Genomic DNA, 21,333 nt, shown 5'->3' with positions numbered 1-21,333 from the left:
AATCACGAAGTAATGAGAATAATGTTAGGCGGAGGATTGTCAAAGTGGAACAACAGAAAGTGATTATTATTGGCGCCGGGATTTCAGGACTGGCTGCAGCCTTCTACATAAAAAAAAGAAAACCAGAAGCTAAGGTTACGGTACTTGAAGCCTCTGGTAGAATCGGTGGAAAGATTAAGACCGTGAGACGGGACGGATTTGTGATTGAGTGCGGTCCTGAGGGCTACATGGCACGTAAGCCGGCACTTACCAACCTGATTAACGATATTGGTCTTGGGGACCAGCTCGTCCATTCAGGGACAGGCACTTATTATATCTACGTCAACCATCAGCTCAGGAAGATGCCGGCCGGTTCCGTTATGGGCATTCCTACAAAGCTGCTTCCGATGGTGACGACCGGACTCGTCAGCCCTTGGGGTAAGCTGCGTGCGGCTTTGGACCTGCTGATTCCGCACGTGTATCGGGACAAAGACATTTCGCTAAAAGAATTTTTCGAAAGGCGTCTTGGTTCAGAACTCGTAACCAATATGATTGAGCCATTACTTTCCGGCATATATAGCGGCAATTTGGCGGATATGAGTTTGGAGGCCACACTGCCTCAATTTGCGGCCATTGAAAAGAAGCACAGAAGCCTCATTTTGGGCATGAAAAGCATCCAACCACCCAAACAAGCGGGAACACCAAAGAAAAGATCGGGACAATTTCTATCCCTATCCTGTGGACTTGACGTTCTGACAGAAAAACTGGCTTCCTATGCAGATGAAATTCGGTTAAACACACCTGTTGCTCATGTTGCGCCGAGAAGCGTCACTCTAGAGGATGGTACCGTGATGAACGCTGACGCCATCATTCTCGCAACATCTCCAAAACAATTCGGACCACTGCTCGATTTCTCTGAAGCCTGGAGTTTGACCAATGATAAACGGACGTCAACGGCATCCGTAGCCTTTGCCTTTAATAAAAACGAGGTAGAACCAATTGATGGGACAGGCTATGTCGTCTCCAGAAAAGAAGGGCTAACTATTACCGCGTGCAGCTTTATGGATCGCAAATGGTCCTACGCTGCACCTGAAAATGGCACACTGATCCGCACGTACGTAGGAACCGCGGACAATGCATCAATCGTTGAAGAAAGCGACGAAGTGATCGAGAAAAAAGCACTCGCTGATCTGAGAAAAATTGGAAATATCGGGACCCCTTTGTTCTCGGTCATCACTCGCCAGATTGACACTATGCCGCAATACACCGTCAATCATAATCAGCGTGTTCAGGCGTTTGAAGATGCACTCGAGAAAATGAGCGGTGTCTATGCATGTGGGGCCATGCTTCATGGCGTAGGCTTGCCGGATTGCGTGGATACCGCCATGCATGTGGCTGAAAAAGCCGCAAAGGCGTTGACAGACGAAGAGCGAACGCAAACCAACAGCAAAAGATGATCATAGCCCCCCGACTGATAAATACATTTGAAACGTGAAAAACCGAGAGGAATAAACAGCCTCTCGGTTTTTTGCTTGATTACAGGACAAAAATCATCTTTGTGATTATGCGGTCATGGTAAAGGTCACAACCCGATACTCCATGTACAGCAGCTCTCGCCGATTCATTATTTTTTCTGTGGAATCATGCAATTTCCATCCGTACATGATGCTTCGTCTCCATTGTCTGATGAAAGCACATGCAATTTCGGTGTTGGATTCTCTTCTTCCCATACCTGTTGCAGTGCAGCGACAAAGGTCTCGGTTGGCTGTGCACCCGAAATGGCGTATTTACGATTCATAATAAAGAACGGCACACCGTTGATCCCGAATTTTCGAGCTGCATCTTCATCCTTGCGGACATCATCTACATAGAGATCCTTATCATTAAGAACCTTTACGGCTTCCGTTCTATCTAAACCTGATGCCTCCGCAATATCTGCAAGTGTATCCAAATTCCCCACATTCTTAGCTTCAATAAAGTAGGCCCGAAACAGGTTTTCGATCATCGGTGCTCCTTTTCCGTTCTGTTCTGCCCACTTGATCAAGCGATGCGCATTAAACGTATTTGATAATTTCATGTCATCAAAGTTAAAATTCAGCCCAACAGAGGCTGCTTGCTTGCTAAGCCCTTGAACATTTTGTTTCGCCTGCTCAATACTAATCCCGTAATTTTCCGCTAATTTCTCATAAATGCTTTTATCTGTGCTCAGTGGTGCATGCCGATCCAGTTCAAAGCTTTTAAATTCAACCTCAACTTGTTCTTTATGAGGAAATTGACTGAGTGCATTTTCTAGTCTGTGCTTTCCAATGTAGCAGAATGGGCACGCGACATCAGACCAAACTTCAATTTTCATACGAACACCTCCATGTTCACTTCTTGATAGTTAATGACAAGTGCCAAAGTGTCCCTAAGTTTCCTGATCCTGCATTTCATGCAATTACATGAACCACTTCATTAAGCTCAGTTTTTTCGTCACTGCTTCGTACACACAGAGTCTATCACACGAACCAAAAAGTGAGCAAACAACATGCTTGTGACCTGCTCTTTCCCCATTTCACAAGCAGGCATTCCTATGAAGCCATGTATTTTATTTCAATATTATGTGAATTAATTCTAAACCGATTATAATTAATCTATGTTAAATTATTGGGGTTTGTGTCACCTGGTGACGCTAAGTCCATGATGAAACTTTTCAAAGAAGAAATTTTTACCCTTAATAACGATGCTTTCTCTCATTCCTTGAGGAAGAAATCAGCAGGTTTAATTGGGTCGGAGTCACCATGTAAAGGAGTGAGTGGATGAAAAAATATCACTGGATCATGTGGCGGAAATTATTGATTCTTATCACCTTAGCTGTGATCGTCATTGGCGTGATCTGGGTAGGAGGATCACGCGCACAGAACATTGCACTGACTGTCATTAACTTATTGTTCCAACTCTTTTTTTCCGTACTTATTATTATTATTCAATTTGTTGCGCTCTTTTGGTTTCTTGCTAGGGGCAGGACGTATTGGATCATGCCTGGGGAGACCGGATCAAGCTGGGACGACTACCGTGGCAACCCCGAAATCGTCGAAAATGCGAAACGCATTGTCACCTTGCTTAAAGGTGTTAAAGATTTTAAGAAAATGGGCGGTCAAGCCATCCGTGGTATGCTGCTGTGTGGACCCCCTGGGACCGGAAAGTCCTATCTTGCACAAGTCATCGCTAATGAGGCTCAGGTACCCTTTGCATATGCTTCGGCACCAAGCTTTCAAAATATGTTCTTCGGTGTTGGAAATTTGAAAGTCATGAGCCTTTACCGAAAAGCGCGGAAATTAGCAAAAACGTATGGTGCCTGCATTATTTTCATTGATGAAATTGACGCGATTGGTATGTCTCGGCAATCCAGTATGGGCAGCGGCGGTCTCGGTGGGATGCTTGGCATGGGCGGGTCCGGTCTACTTAATGAGCTGCTCCTGCAAATGGATCCGCCAAATATTGATCATTCACGTTTTGCTAAGCTGCTGCGTTCGCTTGGACTCAGGCACAAAAAAGCAGAGCCGCGTGCCGTTTTAACTATCGGTGCAACGAATCTTCCCGACGTACTTGATCCTGCCTTGCTTCGTCCCGGCCGATTTGATCGAAAGCTCTGGGTGTACCCGCCAGATTATGATGGCCGAGTCGATGTATTCGATTATTATCTAAAGAAAATTAATCGAGATGAAACATTAACTCCTCAGAAAGCGGCGCTAGATACAATTAGCTACAGCCCGGCACAGATCAAGCATATTGTTAACGAAGCGATTATCATTGCACATCAGCGTAATGCAAAAAAAGCGAGCTACGAAGATTTCAGGGCAGCCATGGAAACCTATGAGTGGGGGCTGAAACAACCGCTTCGTTCAATGAGTGCTGATGAAAAAAGGAATGTCGCCTATCATGAAGCCGGACATGCGGTTGCTCAATATTTGCTGAAACCTCATGAACGCGTCTGGAAAGTCACCATTATCCGACGTGGTGGTGCACTTGGTCTTGCGGCGACAAAACCGACACATGAGCGCTACAACCAGAGCGATAGCGAGATGTTAGCAGAAATACAAGTTTGCCTCGCTTCACGCGCAACTGAAGAACTCTTTTTAGGAAAAAAATTAAATGGTGTAACCTCAGATTTGCAGCAAGCAACTGAGCTTGCCGGTGCTTACCTCGGGGCAGTCGGAATGGGCGATGAATTGTTCAGCTGGCTATCAACAGGTTCACAACAGGATGCACTCAAACAACTCCGCCCAAAGATCAATGCATTGTTAAAAGATCAAATGAGCCAAGTGAAGACATTGATCCAAGACCAAACCGACTTTGTCCATGCCATTGCCCGAGAATTACTCACGCGTGGTGATCTTACCGGAGAAGAAATTGAGGAAATCTACATCAATCTGTATGGTCATACGCGGCCGGAAGTTCCCGAAATTAAAGCTTTGGTCGCAACCTCAGCTTCGAAGCAATCATCAGAAGAACCTATTGAAGAAAAATAATAAAATAACTAAGCCGATGATCCCCCTCTAATTGGGGGAAATCATCGGCTTTTTCATTTGTTTGTTCGTTACTGTTTTTCAACTGTTCGTTACGATTTTTCGCCTTCGTTTTCCCTTTTTGGGTTATTGATCCAATTTCTTCTTTTCCGTTAAAAGGTTCTGAAATTCCGTTTCTAATTCTTCAGTAGGTTCGATACTTAGGCGGCTGAGTACTTCCGATATTTTTGTTTCGAGTAAGAGCTTTTTCTCTTTTTTGTCATCACGATTTTTTTCATGCAACTGATCGCGTTTAAATTGTCGGTATGTTCCGTCAAACACGTGGATGGTTTGGTTGCGGATTTCCAATATCCGCGAAGCAACGTTTTCAATGAATCGGCGATCATGGGAGACAAAAATGACGGTGCCTTCGTACTCTTTAAGGAGCGACTCTAATGCACCGGCCGCTTCCATATCCAGATAATTTGTCGGTTCATCCAAAATTAATGTATTAATATCACTTAAAAACACTTTTGTCAAAGCAACCTTGACTCGTTCACCGCCACTTAAAACGCCTACACGCTTATAGACGTCATCTCTATAAAAATGCATCCGTGCAAGAACCGTTCGAATCAGCGTTTCCTCCTGCTTTGAGGTTACGCGGATATTCTCGATGATCGATTGCTCCTCATTTAGGATAGTGAGATTTTGGCTAAAATACCCGATCTTCATAGACGGAGACTGCGTGATCCCAGGTGCACCGTTGATAATTTTCTTAAGAAGCGTCGTTTTTCCGCTACCGTTGGGCCCAATAATCGCGAATCGGTCGCCACCACGAACAAGAAAACTCATTTTGTGCCAAAGGATACGCTCACCAATTCTGCCGGAGACATCCTCTACGCGAAGAATAATGCGATTCTTAAATGTGTCGGCATTCGGCAAATCCATCGTGAGCGGCTGAATCTCCTTCACTTTATCTACCTTCTCAAGCTTTTCTAACCGAGTTTCAATAGAGGCTACCGTTTGCTGAAGCTTTTTTTGCTTCTTGGCAAAGTAGGGTTTGGCTCCTATAATTCGTGCTTCAGAGCCGCTCAAGTTTTTCGGTTTTTTTGTTGCCCGCTGAGCTTTTCTCTTTTTTAGAGTTAATGCTTCTTCCAATTGCCGTTTTTTCTTCTCATAGCTTTCATAGGCTGATTGCTGCTCTGCATGCTCTATTTCCTTTTGTCTAGCATAAGCGCTGTAATTGCCTGGGTATACGTTGACTTTTCCTTCATCGATTTCCCAAATCGTTGTACACCGTGCATCCAGAAAAGCCCGGTCATGCGACACAATCACAAACGCCCCTTGCCATTCACCGAGCTTTCTCTCCAACCATTCAATATGATCCGTATCTAAATTAGTCGTTGGCTCATCGGCAAGTAAGAGCTCTGAATGATCGAGTAGTGCCTTTTGAATGTACGCTTGAGTTACTTCCCCACCGCTTTTCGTTGTATCGGTACGTTTTAATTGCGGCAACAAGGTACATTTTGTTTGCTGAATGACCGTTCCTTCTTCCGGGACTATTTTTTTAGAGAGTATATTTAGCAGCGTTGTTTTTCCGCAACCATTTCGACCGACCAATCCAATTCGATCCCCCTGATGAATATGCAGTTGCTTTACATCAAGAAGTAGCCGTTCTTTTATATAATGCTTGATATCACTTGCTTCGATCAAGATCATCACAACATCCCCTTTTTCATTTTGCGGGGACACAAAAAGGCCCCCCATCTGCATTCAGAATAGGAGGCTTCGTTTATGGGCGCACCATAAAGAGACTCAGTCTCTCGGGCTAACTCCGAAAACCGATCCTATCCTGAAAACGTCAATTAAAGGCAAAAAGGCAGCATGATTCCTCTGCGCATGAAACACCTTCAATTCACGGATTTCGAAAATAGGATTAGTTTTTCATCGGCCCTTGGTTCACCCTTCCGTTCGTTTGATACTCTCAACATAATCCATTGCAAGAATTCTGTCAACTTACTCATTTCAAAGGTATGTGTCAAGCTTTTCTAGGAATGAGAGGCTTTCGGTGCTCGCTTGCCGCAGGCGATCCGTGGGCCTCCTCATCCATGTTGATCTGCGATCTGCGGGGGTCTCACTTGGCTTGCGATCATCAAGAACGATTCCGCAGGCGTTTCGCATCTTCGCTACATTTTTAAGTAAAAAGTTTTATACTTTTTGATCTTTTAAACTGAACCCCCGAAAATAGGCATCTATTTGTCGGGGGGGTTATTAGGTGAGTTCATTTACATCGTAAACTTTTCCATTCTTCAATGGTTCCGTCAAAAGCAGGTGCATCAATGCTTCCGCTACTTCTCTAGGATTTCGCAAAGCACCCTGTGATTTAAAACGAACAAATTGATCAATATCCTTGAATGCTGCCTGATCTGAACCTCTAATGGTTCCCTGCATCTCCGTATCCATAATGCCGGGGCTGAAGGCGACGATCTTGTGGGCACTGTTTGCATGCTCCTGTTCCAGACCGGCGACTTTTGTATGCATAGTAATGGCTGCCTTTGTCGTACTATAGACATTCCATCCATGAATCGGTCGTTCGGCGGCACCGGATGTTACATTCACAATGATCAGCTCAATCGTTTCATTCTTTAACGCCTTGAAAAGTGTATTGTTTATCAGTATTGGTGCAAGCAGATTCAAATGAACAGCCTGCTCAATTAACCGGTTATCTAAATAGCCTAAGCGTTCAATAGGTTTGACTGTACCGGCATTATTAATCACATATAATTTTTGCGGAGCTCTGGCAACCACCTTTCGGCATAACCGAATCAATAAGGGTTCAATCTCTTCCGCCTTCGCCAAATCAATTGCACAGTGTGTATAACATCCCTCGCTATTCGTGATCAAGTTTTGCACCTTTTCATTCATACTTCGAGACAAACCAATGACTTCCATGCCCTGCTCAGCAAAAAGTTTGCTTATTTCATAGCCAAGCCCTTTGGATCCGCCTGTGACAATGGCCATGTCCATAGTTGTTGTCCCCCCATCTTCAAAAAAACTAGTTTTACTCATCGGATTTCGGCTCAAAATGAGTCGTCCATGTAGCGCATTTCAGCGTAGTTAACACCTTCAATCATAGACTACTTACAACTAACCACACAACCCGATCCATAGTAAGAACCCCAGAAGTTGGCGTGTTGACCCAACTTCTGGGGTTTAATTAATCTCGCTTCAGTTTTCAGAGACCCGTCATTTTTTTCTTAAATCGAGGATTAAAGATACTTGATTACTCAACCATTTATCGGTTTTTATTTCGATAAATGCACGAACTCATTTCGTTTTAGTCGTTTCATAGATAGCCAGGCACAGCCGATCACCCCAGCATCATTTCCTAGCTTTGCAAGATCAATAGAACAGGAGTCAACGATTCTTGGAAGGGAAGAAGCTTTAAAATAGCGTATTAACGGCCGAGTTAACGTTTCTCCGGCATTTGATACGCCTCCGCCAATAATAATGCGTTCTGGATTAAGAACAACTGAAAGAGTACCCAGTGCGCTTCCTAAATAATAGGCAGCTTGATCGACAAGTGCTAAAGCAAAAGCATCGCCTTCCTCTGCACAATTAAAGACATTTTCTGAAGATATGTCTCCTTCCTTCTGATAAAGGCGATATAACAAGCTCTCCGAATGTTCGTTGACCCCCTCAAGTGCCATTCTTCTGATTCCAGTTGCTGATGAGATGGTTTCAAGGCATCCTGTTTTCCCGCAATTACACCGTGCCCCTCCATTATGCTTAACGGTCAAATGGCCAAGTTCACCAGCCATCCCACTGATTCCGTGCAGAATATCACCATTGACAATAATTCCGCCGCCAATGCCGGTTCCTAAAGTTACACACACCATGTTTTCTGCATTTTTGCCTGCACCCAACCACATTTCACCGAGTGCGGCTGCATTTGCGTCATTTTCGATGACAACCGGCAAAGAAAGCAATTGTTCGAGTTCATCACGAATAGAATAATTTTTCCATCCTAGATTTACTGCATCATAGATGAAACCAGAATCTACATTGATAAATCCGGGGACACCTAAGCCCACCCCTCTAATTTCGGAATCCTTCACATTGAACGCTGCACGTTGCTGAATGATACTTCTGCTTATATCCCGAACAATAGATTTTCCGTTTTCATCTGTATTTGTGGGGATGTTCCATTTATGCGTTATTTCACCCTGATCCGTCACGAGTGCCATTTTTATTGTTGTGCCACCTACATCAACACCTATATTAAGCATGATCATACCTTCTTTAAAAATTATTTTTCGCATACATCATTTCATCTTGTTAAATTCAATACTTTGTAAAACCTAGCCTACGGGGCCCCCCTGACTCGGGTTCTGTAGGAGGCTTGCATCAGTGCGCTAACGTCAAATCGTACATTAAAAAGGTGTCTCCGTTGTCAACCGACTCTTGAGACACCGTCTATCTGAAAAAATGTACAAGCTGCTTTTTCCGATTAATCGTTTGCGGTCAATGATCGTTCTGTTTTAGGATCAAAGAAATGTGATTTGTTAAGATTGAATGCTAACTTTATTTGATCCTGCGGATGGTATTGTAACCGGGCATTGACACGCGCAATAAATTGATGATCGCCAACTTCCGAATGAAGAACAAACTCAGCACCGGTCAACTCAGCAATGATAATTTTCGCATCAACAACCCAATCAGGATTCGAATCAAGGACGATGGGTTCATCATGGATATCTTCTGGGCGTATCCCCATAATAATCGGTTGATTAGAATATCCTTTAGTCTTCAGGATTTTCATTTTTCCTGCTGGAATCTCAAAATCTAAACCATCACCCTTAAAATGAGTCCCCTCAATGACACCCTCAAAATAATTCATTGGCGGAGAACCAATGAATCCACCAACAAATAAGTTGGTAGGGTTATCATAAACTTCCTTAGGCGTTCCCACTTGTTGAATGATGCCGTCTTTCATAATGACAATCCGTGATGCCATGGTCATCGCTTCGGTTTGATCATGAGTAACATAAATCATTGTTGCTTGGAGTCGTTGATGCAGTTTACTGATTTCCGAACGCATTTGTACACGTAATTTAGCATCTAGATTAGACAACGGTTCATCCATGAGAAATACTTTGGCATCACGAACAATCGCTCTACCTAATGCAACACGCTGTCTCTGTCCTCCAGATAGCGCTTTCGGTTTGCGCTTGAGGTAAGGTGCAAGTCCAAGTGTTTCTGCTACCCGTTCCACACGCTCTTTAATTTCCTGCTTAGGAATTTTTCTTAACTTTAATCCAAACGCCATATTATCAAAAACAGTCATATGAGGATACAACGCATAGTTTTGGAAAACCATCGCGATCTCTCGGTTCTTGGGTGCAACGTCATTCATCTTTTTCCCGTCGATAATCAGATCACCTTTAGAAATTTCTTCAAGTCCGGCAATCATTCTCAGTGTCGTAGACTTTCCACATCCTGACGGACCAACGAAAACAATAAACTCTTTATCCGCAATTTCCAAATTGAAATCTGTCACTGCCGTTACGTTATTATCATAAATTTTATAAATATGATCGAGTTTTAACTCAGCCATTTGTTCACACTTCCTTATTATTAGCCTTAATTTTTAGTACTGCCTTGTCCATCTTGTCACTGATTCCTTGCGCCCTTGAGCTTAATCGCGAATGCTTCATAAGGTTTGAGCTCATAATGATTGAGATCAACCCGCGATAAAGGATAGTTTGAAATAAGCACATCATCCTGCATACCATAATCCGAAAGCGCTAAGGTATTTTTTTGATGATCAAAATTCGCGACAATCAACCACTTTTCATCAGCATAGCTTCGAACGTAAGCGAATACATTTTCTGGCGTATCTTCAATGAGTGTGTACTCACCCCAGACGACGAGTGGATTTTCCAAGCGTAAACGGATCAACTTTTTATAGGTATGAAAAATGGAATCCGGATCTTTTAAATTCTGTTCAACGTTTATCGTTTTATAATTTGGATTTACATGCAGCCACGGTGTTCCTGTCGTGAAGCCAGCATGAGGCGAATCATTCCATTGCATCGGTGTCCGAGCATTATCTCGTCCTTTAGCATTGATCGACTGTATGATTTGTTCCTTAGGGTAGCCGAGGTCAAGACGTTCATGATACATATTGATACTTTCAATATCATTCACTTCATCAATGCCTTGGACAGGACAGTTAGTCATCCCAATCTCTTCGCCTTGATAGACATAGGGTGTTCCCTTCATTAGATGTAACAAAATCGCAAACATCTTCGCGCTCACATCATGGTACTTTGGTCCGTCGTCTCCCCAGCGGGAAACAATTCTAGGCAAATCATGATTATTCCAGAAAAGGCTATTCCATCCTTTGTCCCCTAAAGCCGTTTGCCATTTTGACAGAACTTGCTTTAGTGCCGGCACGCTCAGCGCTTGTAAATCCCATTTATCCTTGTCCGGTTGTTGATCGAGCCCACAATGCTCAAATTGAAAGACCATGGAGAGTTCATGACGGCTTGGATCAGAGTATTGCTTTGCAATCTCCGGTGTTGCTCCCCAAGTTTCCCCTACGGTCAGCAGCTCTTTATCCCCAAATGTCTGCTTATTCATCTCCTGCAAATAGTCATGAAGTTTCGGACCATTTCCCGTGATTCCTTTATCCGGTTCTTTTCCGATCAGATCAATAACGTCCATTCGGAATCCGCCAACACCTTTATCAATCCAAAAATTCATCATGTCCCATACTTGCTCACGAACTTTTAGATTTTCCCAATTCAGGTCAGGTTGTTTCTTACTGAATAAATGCAGATAATATTGTCCGGACACTGAATCGAACTGCCATGCAGATCCGCCAAATGTTGATCGGAGGTCATTAGGTTCATGTCCATCTACAGGATCGCGCCAAATATAATAATCTCTATAGTCATTATCTTTAGATTTTCGTGATTCAATAAACCATTGATGCTCATCCGAAGTATGGTTGACCACTAAGTCCATAACAATTTTAATTTGTCGCTTCTTTGCTTCTGCGATGAGTTCCTCCATGTCCCCCATCGTCCCAAATTCAGTCATAATATCCTCATAATCGGATATATCATAACCATTATCATCATTAGGAGACTTGTATACCGGACTAAGCCAAATGGCGCCTATCCCTAGATCTTGTAGATAATCAAGACGGCTAATGATCCCTTGTAAATCACCAATGCCATCTCCATTACTATCTTGAAAACTTCGAGGGTAAATTTGATAGACGGCAACCGTCTGCCACCAATGTATTGAACCTTGCGAATTTTCTTTTTTCATGAATCCCCATCACTTTCGTTTTTATTTTACCGCACCACTTGTTACTCCGGATATAATCCATTTCTGGAAGAAAACATAGATAATTAATATTGGCAAAAGTACGAGCAGATAGGATGCAAAGGCCAAATTGTATTGAGTCGAGAACTGTCCCTGAAAAACATATTGAGCTAATTGAAGTGTTTGTTGATTTGGATCGCTCAATAAGACAAGCGGCATGAGAAAGTCATTCCAAGTCCACATGAAGGACAAGATTGCTACTGTTGCATGCATAGGCTTCATGATCGGGAAGATCACTTTAAAGAAAACTTGCCACGAATTAGCGCCATCAATAATCGCCGCTTCTTCAAGAGCAGTCGGAATCCCCTTAATAAAACCTGAATAAAGGAACGTGTTCATAGGCAATCCAAAAATGATGTACAGTACTGTGATGCCTAACACGTTATCCATGTGAAATGCACTGGCTTGCTTTACCAGTGGCAGCATAAGTACATTGAATGGAATGAACATCGCGCTAATAAAGTAATAGTATAAGAGATTAAACAACTTACTCCGCTTTCGATTTCTCGTAATCGCATAAGCTGCAAGAGAGTTCGTAATGATAGTAAAAATGACGTTCACAACAGTAATAAACAGCGTATTCCGAAATTTAAGTGGAAAATCTGTCATTTTCCATGCTTCTGCAAAGTTTTCCCATCTAATGTGTTTTGGCCATGACAATACATTAACCATGTCGCTTGGATCTTTTAAAGCAATAACGACGGTCATATAGATCGGTGCCAAGATGAAGCAAATCGCCAGTACTACGAGAATAGCCGTCACTGTCCAGTTAACTTGATGCTTAGCTTTACCCAGCTTGAGGTGGGTTGATTTCTTTGTTAACTCCATTAGTTCAGCTTCTCCTCTCTCTTTTCAAGAACACGCAATTGAATAATTGAAATGATCACAACGACAAGGAAAAGGACAACCGCATTGGCAGATTGAACAGCAAATTGACCACCCTGGAACCCTCTCTTATAAATCAGTACTGATATTGTTGTGGTCAAGTTTCCTGGACCGCCACCCGTCATTGCCATGATCTGATCGAATGCCATAAGAAAGCCCTTCACGGAAAGCACCATATTGATCGTAAAGAAAGGGGCAATCAACGGGAACGTGATCTTGAAAAACTTTTTGATCGTGCCGACGCCATCCATTTCTGCAGCCTCATATATTTCATGATCAACCGTTTGAAGACCGGCAAGATAAATTAACGTGTTAAAGGCAAGTGATTGCCAAATGGTGACAATTAAAATACCAATCCAAGCATGATCTGTCCCTAAAATATTAGTGCTCAACGCGCTAATCCCAAATGTTTTTCCGAATTGGGGTACAAGATTTGCGAAAATAAAGTTAAAAACAAATCCTATAATCAAGGTTCCTAACATGTAGGGTAAAAAGTAGATCGACTTTAATGTGTTTTGAAACTTAATTTTAGAGTTTAAACCCATTGCAAGTAATAAACTCAACACATTGACAAGAATGGTCGCAGCTATGGCAAATTTAAAAGTAAATATATAGGACCCAGTGACGTCCGGATCAGTAAATACATATAAATAATTTTTCAATCCGACAAAATTCCAATTTCCATAACCTTGCCAATCTGTAAAGCTATAAAAGACACCTTTTAGAAAAGGCAAGGTATGAAAGATAAAGAACAGTATTGCAATGGGTATCGTCATTAGGTAGAAGGCTGGATTGATTTTTTTCCCAGTTATTTTCATTATTCAACAGCCCCTATTTTCAATTTTGTACATTTGCGGTGTTATAGGATGTATCCGCCTTTTTCAAGAATTGAGTAACGTTTTTATTTGTAGTCATTCCATTTTCTGCATTCAGAGATAAATTCGACAGCAATGAAGCAAGGTCAAAGCCGGCTGGATAGTAATGATCCGGAAAATTTACAACATGACCGTCAGCGATATTATTTCTAATTCCAGAAACTGAGGCATCCTGTTGTTCTACGCCTTTTATTGCAGAAAAAGCAAACTGATCATCAACATACTTTTGTGCGTTGCTTTTTTTCATCATAAAAGAAATAAATTGTTCGGCAGCTTCTTTATTTGCAGAAGATTTGGAGACTGCTAATAAGACATCGACACCAGAAGTTATGCGATTTTGGGCTGCATCATTTGAAGCCGGGAGCGGAAACATATCGACATCAATCTTTTTATTTGTCTTCTTAAGTTCAGGAATGACATAATTTCCGTTAAGAAGCATCGCTGCTTTGCCAAGTGCAAACGCTTTATTTCCATCGTTATAGGTTGTCCCCATAAAATCCGGTTGTGCATAGTTTAAAATCTGTAAATATTTTTGCGCGATCTCCTGATGCGTTTTTGCAAAAGTGGTTTTATTCTTGAGTCGTTGAGTCGTGAAATCTTTTGATTGCAAACTACCAGCTAAACCATTCCAAATGGGCAAGGTCGTCCAGCTGTCCTTAAAGGTGAGTTCAAGTGGCTGAATACCTGCTTTTTTTAGTTTCTGCATCGCAGCAATAAATTGATCCCATGTTTGTGGTACCTTTACCCCTGCTTTTTTAAAGAGCGTTTTGTTGTAGAGTACTCCGGAAGCATTAGTCGCGTAAGGAACTCCGTATAAGCCGCTTCCTTTAGAAATACTGGTCACCATTTTTTTATACGCTGGTTGAACAGAATTGACATAAGATTTTTTTGATAAGTCTTCTAAGGTACCAGCCTTTTGAAGTTCCATAAAAGTTGCGTCACCGCCCATTGCAAGAACATCCGGTAAGTTTCCTTTTGTTAATCGTGTCTTCAGAACTGTACCGGCATCTGATGGGGAAACAATTTCAACGTTGACATTCTTATGTGTTTTTTCAAATTCGGTTGCCATTGATTGAAGAATCTCTGTATTCTCAGCGTTTTTTGTTGAAAACACTTCAATTTTTTCTTTTCCTGAACTCGATGAACTTCCACAACCTGCAAGACTTGCAACGAATAATAGAATTGCCAGTAGGCAACTCAGTTGCTTTGAAAACTTCCGCATCATTTAATCCCTCCATTTAGGTGTTACGTTACACCTTTAAGTTCGAGAACACTATACCACATAATTTAAGCGCTTTCAACTTTTTTCGACAATTTGAGGGTGATCATTTTTTTAGCGCTTGTGTACTTTCCTGAATAATCAGTTTTGTGCTTAATTTGATATTCGTTATCTGTGTCCCTTGCTCATGAATTTCTTGCATTAAATGCTTGATGGTCAATTCTGCTTTTTCGTGGACATTTTGTTCAACCGTGGTTAATTTAGGGCGCGCCTGCTCAGAAAAAATATTATGATCAAATCCGGTGATTGAGAGATCCTGTGGCACTCGATACTGGTTGTCCTTCAAAATATTCATGGCATCAATAGCTAAGTAATCGGAAGTAAAAACAAGCGCAGTATAAGATCTGAAGCGCTGCTTTGCCAGTTTTGACAAATAGTCATGCCGCTCATTTATTTGATAGGGAAGACCAAAATAATCCTTCTCTTCATCGAACTTTAAACCCGCATCTGCCATGGCCTGCTTAAATCCTTTATACCGCTCTTCATCTACGCCCTTTAGCGTATTACCATCAGCGCAGAAACCAATTTGTCTATGGCCCAAATCTATTAGATAATTTGTAATCTCATAGCATCCTTTGAAATCCTGTAAACCAACATTGATGAACCTTTTTTTCATAAGGGCATCACTAATATACGTATCGATAAATGCAACCGGCATCTGTGCCACTTGTATAATCTTTTCCGCATCCTCCGGCAAAGCACCCAAAATAACAAGTCCTTCAATTTTCCATGCTGAGGCTAAATTAAGACTTTCCTGGACACTCCCAGAGGTATAGAGCATCATATAGTACTCATTCATGCGGATCTGCTCTTCTAAATAACCGATCATCTGATTATAGAAAGGATCCGATACAACATTAATTTCAGATCGGCGTGAATAATTTAAGATTACACCAATGATTTTAGAGCCATTTTGAGACAAAATCCTTCCACTCATGTTCGATACATAGTTTGTTTGATTCAAAGCCTCTTTTACTCTTTTGTAAATCTCCGGTGATACTTTGTTCTTTCGTCCATGAATCACATTTGAAACTGTTGTTGGACTAACCCCCACTAACTTAGCTACTTGTTTAATCGTGGCCATAGAAACCCCTCATATTCCATACATTGATTTTATCGCAAAAGAAAGCGCTGTTATTAATAATAGAATACCTAAATTAGTATTGACTAATCAACTTCTATTTTACAATTATGTACTCAAATGTTAAAAAATACAGTACCCATTTCTAGTTAACATTCATTTTATCGCTCAATTTCTAATTGATTATTGGGTAGATCATTGTTAACCCTTTCTCGATTAGGACTTTCGGTGCTCGCCTGCTGCGGACGTCTCTCACCAAGCCATTCTCAAACCATTATATCTATCAGCACATTATCGCTCTGAGCAACTTTTTACACATACGATCCACCATAATGGTCAGCATGAAATTTTTAAAGTTTTTCTATTGACAAAAACGCTTCCATAAACTATATTAAAATTAATTTCAAAGTTAAATTATTTATGCAAATCACTTTCATTTTAAATTTTATCCAAAAGACTATTGATGATCCTTTAGTTTGTTGGCTTAGGTGAAGGTACTACGGTTTGCTTGGTCAGGCTTTAAAAAAATTCAATTAGTGAAGGGATGAATGAAAATGAAAAAGTACAATTGGGGCATGGTTGGCACCGGATGGATTGCACACGAAATGGCAGATGCATTGAATTCTGTGAATGGAGAAATTTATGCAGTAGCTGATGTTAATGAGGCTGCCTTAAAAGCATTCAGTGAAGAAAAGAATGTTCAGCACATATTCACAAATCCTGATGAAATGGTTAATGATCCTAATGTAGATATCATCTATATTGCAACCCCACACAATTTTCACTATGAATATATTATGAAAGCGTTGCAAGCCGGCAAACATGTTTTTGCTGAAAAAGCAATCACAGTCAATTCACAACAATTAAATAAAGTTAAAGAATTAGCTAATGAAAAAGGATTGATTGTCACCGAAGGCTTAACGCTGTTACACATGCCACTGTACAAAAAAATAAAAGAAATGATCAATTCCGGTAAAATTGGCGATGTTAACTTAGTCCAAGTAAACTTCGGTAGTTTAAAGGATTACGATGTCAAAAATCGCTTCTTTAATAAGGATTTGGCTGGCGGTGCATTGTTGGACATTGGCGGCTATGCCACAGCCTTTGCACGTTCTTTCTTGAAATCACAACCGGTTAATGTTCTGTCGACAGTTAAATACTTTGAAACAGGGGTAGATGAACAATCCGGAATTATCCTGAAAAACCTGGATGATCAACTCGCTGTTATGGCCCTGTCCATGCGCGCAAAACAACCGAAACGTGGCGTCATTTCCGGCACCAAGGGATATATTGAAATCTCTAATTATCCGCGTGCAACAAAAGCTGATATTACGTTTACAGATGATGCACATACTGAATCGCATGAAGTGGTTACGGCCGGGGACGAATCTCTTGCCCTTCAATACGAAGTCCAAGACATGCAAAGATATATTGAACAAGGTCATGACGAGGGTGAATTCGCATTATCCTGTGACATCATGAACATATTAACAAACGTGCGGAACCAATGGGGCATGAAGTACCCATTTGATAGCACGGAGTATTAATTAGGATCATAGCATGGAGTCTGATACTAAAGGCTTTGTCAATCGAATCTATTCCAATCTCGGTCATTTTTCTAAGTCCGAAAAAAAAATAGTCGATTTAATTATCAACGACCCTCAGTTTGTGATCAATGCAACCATTTCACAACTCGCAAATCGTGCAGATGTTAGCGAAGCATCCGTATCACGTTTTTGTAGAAGGATTGATCTCGATGGATTTCATCATCTTAAAGTCTTGTTAGCACAGAGTTCATTAATCAACGTTGAATCTCAAGGTACTATGTCTTTGAGCAGTCAAGATAAAACCCTAGAACGATTAATGAACGATAAAGAAGATGAAATTCGCGCAACATTAGAGGGCTTTGACGAAACAATAATTAAGCATATTATTCGAGTCATTAAAGATGCACGGTTAATTCAAATCATGGCTGAAGGTAATACTTTTCCTGTAGCACTTGATGCATGCTTTAAGTTTAATCAGATTGGGCGACTAGCGTTTACAGCTTCTTCTTGGGAAGTAGCCATGGGGCAGACATTAAACTTAACTGATTTAGATGCGGTGATCGTCATCTCGAACTCTGGAGAATCTCGGCGGTTGATTCAATTAATCAATGTTGCGAAAGAGAAAAACGTAAAAGTTGTGGCTCTCACAAATAATAGTAGTTCACCTATTGCTGTGCTGTCTGACTATAACATCGTTACAGCCAGCAGAGGTACGATTTTTATGTCGGAATATTTCTTTTCCAGAGTAACCGCCGTCACAGCAATTGAAGCTATTTTCATGTTGTTGATTGCAGACAATCCTCTGCTAAAGAACAAGATTCAAAAGCATGAATTATTAATTTCATCACAAAAAATTTAAAAGACACGATGACTTCTTGAATCAAATGAGGCAAGGACAAATCCTGGACGCCTTAGTAGAAACACCCCCACACGAAAATCAGTGTGGGGGTGTTTCTTTTAGCTGGTATCATGGAGTAACTTTGCACACAGGATGACCATGAGAAGCAGCTAATCAAACGCACTCTCCGTCTGGTCCACCAAGAATTGTAGTTGTTCCATTACGCGTATCTCTAGCACCACAACGATGATCAGAGGAACAACCTTATAAATGTACCGACCACCCCTTCAATACTTGCCACCTCCAGGGGTTGCTTTCCATCATATGCCCTCCCGCTGTTTAACAGCAGAGTGAATAACCGATGATGCGTGTTTGTTAATCAGAGAAGTAATAATAAGAAACGATCCACTCACTTGTGCAAGCTATCTATTTACATAAAGTTATAACTGAATTTGTCTTTATGAGACTGCAAGGGCATCAATGATAAACTGTACCCTACATTAATAATCCAGCAGTCCTCGGTAAAACCTATAAAGCCCGAGGGGTTCTCCCCCCTAATCGTTCAACTGAGCAGATCCCGCCGGCGTCTCACCATTCGTGTTTGAATCAAAATTCTCTTCAAGCATTACGCCGCTAATATGAACCATCAATTTACTCGAAATTTTATGTGACTACTTCCGTTACTTGTAAAAAAAGGTGCCTCGCAGTCGATAGACTGTTGAGACACCTGCTCATGATGCTTATTTTATAAATTCAATTGATCCAACCGCTTTATTTTTCGAAACGGCTACCCGTTTCAGTTTCTCAAATGGCTTTCTTCCATAAACCGATCAACAGACCGGAAATCATCGCGCCAATCAGAATTGCCGCGATGAACAGAAACGGCTGATTGCTCAAAGCAACAACAAAGATACCACCATGCGGAGCTGGAATATTGACCTTCCATAATTGCGTCAATGCGCCAGCAGTTGCCGAACCGACAATACTCGAAACAATAATCCGCAGAGGATCAGCGGCAGCAAATGGGATTGCACCTTCAGTAATAAAGGATAACCCGAGCGCATAGTTTGTGAGGCCTGCTTTACGCTCTTCTTCATTGAATTTTGCTTTGAAGAACGTTGTTGCCAAGGCGATGGCAAGCGGTGGAACCATACCGCCGGCCATAACAGCAGCCATCATCAACCCACCGTTTGCAGCACCACTGGTGAATACGCCGATTGCAAATGTATAGGCCGCTTTATTAACAGGGCCACCCATATCGACAGCTTGCATACCGCCAAGAACAAGCCCAAGCAGTATGGCGTTTCCGGTACCCAGATGACTCAGTCCACTAACCATACTTGTATTAATAAATGTAAAAATCGGGTTAAGAATATAATACATGAGTCCGCCGGTAATCAGAAGACCGAATACTGGATAAAGCAAAATCGGTTTCAAACCATTCAGTGTTTTAGGAAGTCCAGACAATAATTTTTTCAATAAGAGAATAACCCATCCAGCCAGAAAACCTGCAGCAAGACCACCAAGGAATCCTGCGTTCGCTGAGTAAGCCATAAATCCACCCACAACCCCGGGCATTAGTGCAGGACGATCGCCGATACTGACGGCAATATAACCAGCCAGAATTGCAATTAGGAAATGAAATGCCCCGGTTTGCCCGCCGGCAACCGCACTCAGCATTTGATAAATTGTATTGTCCTTGCCAAGATGTTCGAACATGAAGGAGATGGCAAGTAAGATACCACCACCGACAACGAAAGGAAGCATATGTGAAATTCCGTTCATCAGATCTTTATAGATCTTGTTCCAGAGGCCGTTTGTGCTTTCCGTCTCAGCATCTGACGAACCGCTCTCTGCATGATATACCGGTGCTTGTCCTTTCAACGCCTTTGTAATCAATTCTTCTGGCTTGCGAATGCCGTCGCTGACTGGTGTCTGAAGAACCTTCTTGCCGTCAAAGCGCGCCATTTCAACTTTTTTGTCAGCCGCTACAATGACTCCGGCGGCGCGAGAGATTTCGTCGCGCGTGAGCACGTGCTTCGCACCTTCAGAACCATTTGTCTCGACTCGGATCGAAACGCCCATCTCCGCAGCTTTCTTCTTCAGTGCATCTTCAGCCATATAGGTATGCGCGATCCCTGTAGGACATGCGGTAACGGCAACGACAAATTTCTCATTCTCGGTTACTGTTGCAGCTGTTTGGTTCGCTTCTCTTTTTTCTTTTTCCTCATTCTCCGCTTGTTTTTCGTTAAACAGCTGAGCAACCTTTGTAGATGTCTCGGCCTGTTGCACTCTGGAAACAAACTCCTGATCAATCAGCATTCGTGAAAGGGCCGCGAGCGTTTGTAAGTGAACATTTGCTGCGCCCTCCGGTGCGGCAATCATAAAGAAGAGATGAGAGGGTTTGCCGTCGAGTGCATGATAATCGACGCCTTTTTTGCTACGTCCGAACACAACAGTCGCTTCATTAACCGCTTTCGTTTTCGCATGTGGCATAGCGATTCCGTCACCGATTCCGGTGCTTGATTCTGCCTCTCTCTTCAGAATCATTTCTTTGAAAAGCTTTGGATTATTAATTCTTTTGTTCTTCGTCAAGCTGGCGATGAGTTCATCAATGGCTTCTTCTTTGGTTGTTGCCTGCATGTCCATTACCATGACACGCTCAATCATCAGATCGGTAATCTTCATTTCGTACTCACTCCTCGTGTTGTCTATGACATCGTTATCGAACCGTTCCGTTCCATGCAGAACACTCAGTACTGAACATGTTCGTTATCTCGTCATACCATTTATTTCATTTCAACAACTTGCATTGTTCAGAGCAACAGATATCGGGTGATAAGCGCTTTCATTTATTGCAACAGATTTAGCTTGATCACAGCCAGATCACCCAATCGGATAACAGGTTATTTCTATTGACGCGCGCTCGCTTCAAGTGGTGCTATGTACGTAAACGGTTACAAT

15 protein-coding genes are annotated in these 21,333 nt (G+C 41.9%); 4 read left to right on the top strand and 11 right to left on the bottom strand.

Going from position 1 to position 21,333, the window contains the following annotated elements; genetic code table 11:
- The first annotated feature begins 44 nt into the window (after positions 1–44).
- Complete coding sequence (hemG, locus tag NIE32_RS06400; RefSeq protein WP_253054033.1) at positions 45–1,436, top strand: protoporphyrinogen oxidase; 1,392 nt, start codon at positions 45–47, stop codon at positions 1,434–1,436.
- A 167-nt stretch (positions 1,437–1,603) separates the two neighbouring features.
- Here the strand turns inward: hemG and NIE32_RS06395 are convergent, their stop codons facing one another.
- Complete coding sequence (locus NIE32_RS06395) at positions 1,604–2,332, bottom strand: DsbA family oxidoreductase (RefSeq protein WP_253054031.1); 729 nt, start codon at positions 2,330–2,332, stop codon at positions 1,604–1,606.
- Positions 2,333–2,777: 445 nt separating this feature from the next.
- Here NIE32_RS06395 and NIE32_RS06390 point away from each other — a divergent pair, with 445 nt between their 5' ends.
- A complete protein-coding gene (locus NIE32_RS06390; protein ID WP_253054030.1) occupies positions 2,778–4,490 on the top strand; it encodes an AAA family ATPase in 1,713 nt (570 codons plus the stop codon).
- Between the two features lie 123 nt (positions 4,491–4,613).
- On the opposite strand, the gene NIE32_RS06385 is transcribed toward NIE32_RS06390, so the two are convergent.
- The 9 genes from NIE32_RS06385 to NIE32_RS06345 all read right to left on the bottom strand — a co-directional run bounded on the left by NIE32_RS06385 (position 4,614) and on the right by NIE32_RS06345 (position 15,987).
- The gene (locus NIE32_RS06385) at positions 4,614–6,185 is read right to left on the bottom strand and encodes a Vga family ABC-F type ribosomal protection protein (RefSeq protein ID WP_253054261.1); all 1,572 of its coding nucleotides are present in this window, start codon (positions 6,183–6,185) and stop codon (positions 4,614–4,616) included.
- Positions 6,186–6,737: 552 nt separating this feature from the next.
- Positions 6,738–7,493 (bottom strand): SDR family NAD(P)-dependent oxidoreductase, encoded by a 756-nt coding sequence (locus NIE32_RS06380; protein WP_253054028.1) that lies wholly within the window; start codon positions 7,491–7,493, stop codon positions 6,738–6,740.
- A gap of 278 nt (positions 7,494–7,771) precedes the next feature.
- Positions 7,772–8,788 (bottom strand): ROK family glucokinase, encoded by a 1,017-nt coding sequence (locus tag NIE32_RS06375; protein ID WP_290443485.1) that lies wholly within the window; start codon positions 8,786–8,788, stop codon positions 7,772–7,774.
- Between the two features lie 188 nt (positions 8,789–8,976).
- The gene (locus NIE32_RS06370) at positions 8,977–10,083 is read right to left on the bottom strand and encodes an ABC transporter ATP-binding protein (RefSeq protein WP_253054026.1); all 1,107 of its coding nucleotides are present in this window, start codon (positions 10,081–10,083) and stop codon (positions 8,977–8,979) included.
- A 56-nt stretch (positions 10,084–10,139) separates the two neighbouring features.
- Positions 10,140–11,807 (bottom strand): glycoside hydrolase family 13 protein, encoded by a 1,668-nt coding sequence (locus NIE32_RS06365; protein ID WP_253054024.1) that lies wholly within the window; start codon positions 11,805–11,807, stop codon positions 10,140–10,142.
- Between the two features lie 21 nt (positions 11,808–11,828).
- Positions 11,829–12,692: a carbohydrate ABC transporter permease gene (locus NIE32_RS06360; RefSeq protein WP_253054022.1), complete on the bottom strand. Its 864-nt coding sequence runs from the start codon at positions 12,690–12,692 to the stop codon at positions 11,829–11,831.
- On the bottom strand, positions 12,692–13,567 hold the full coding sequence (locus tag NIE32_RS06355; RefSeq protein ID WP_253054020.1) for a carbohydrate ABC transporter permease: 876 nt from the start codon (positions 13,565–13,567) through the stop codon (positions 12,692–12,694). The genes NIE32_RS06360 and NIE32_RS06355 overlap by 1 nt, the downstream gene beginning before the upstream one ends.
- 19 nt (positions 13,568–13,586) lie before the next feature.
- Positions 13,587–14,849, bottom strand: a complete 1,263-nt coding sequence (locus NIE32_RS06350; protein ID WP_253054018.1) for an ABC transporter substrate-binding protein — start codon at positions 14,847–14,849, stop codon at positions 13,587–13,589.
- A 100-nt stretch (positions 14,850–14,949) separates the two neighbouring features.
- Positions 14,950–15,987 (bottom strand): LacI family DNA-binding transcriptional regulator, encoded by a 1,038-nt coding sequence (locus NIE32_RS06345; protein ID WP_253054016.1) that lies wholly within the window; start codon positions 15,985–15,987, stop codon positions 14,950–14,952.
- A gap of 551 nt (positions 15,988–16,538) precedes the next feature.
- Here NIE32_RS06345 and NIE32_RS06340 point away from each other — a divergent pair.
- Positions 16,539–17,531 carry a Gfo/Idh/MocA family protein gene (locus tag NIE32_RS06340; RefSeq protein ID WP_253054014.1) on the top strand — a complete coding sequence of 331 codons (993 nt, stop codon included), beginning with the start codon at positions 16,539–16,541 and terminating at the stop codon, positions 17,529–17,531.
- Positions 17,532–17,544: 13 nt separating this feature from the next.
- Positions 17,545–18,390 carry a MurR/RpiR family transcriptional regulator gene (locus NIE32_RS06335; protein ID WP_253054012.1) on the top strand — a complete coding sequence of 282 codons (846 nt, stop codon included), beginning with the start codon at positions 17,545–17,547 and terminating at the stop codon, positions 18,388–18,390.
- Positions 18,391–19,173: 783 nt separating this feature from the next.
- On the opposite strand, the gene NIE32_RS06330 is transcribed toward NIE32_RS06335, so the two are convergent.
- Positions 19,174–21,057: a PTS fructose transporter subunit IIABC gene (locus NIE32_RS06330; RefSeq protein WP_253054010.1), complete on the bottom strand. Its 1,884-nt coding sequence runs from the start codon at positions 21,055–21,057 to the stop codon at positions 19,174–19,176.
- Positions 21,058–21,333 lie beyond the last annotated feature (276 nt).

This window comes from Sporolactobacillus kofuensis (assembly GCF_024125425.1).
GTDB lineage: Bacteria > Bacillota > Bacilli > Bacillales > Sporolactobacillaceae > Sporolactobacillus > Sporolactobacillus kofuensis.
Note: the sequence above shows the minus strand (reverse complement) of the source record. Positions and strands in the feature narration are given on the sequence as shown.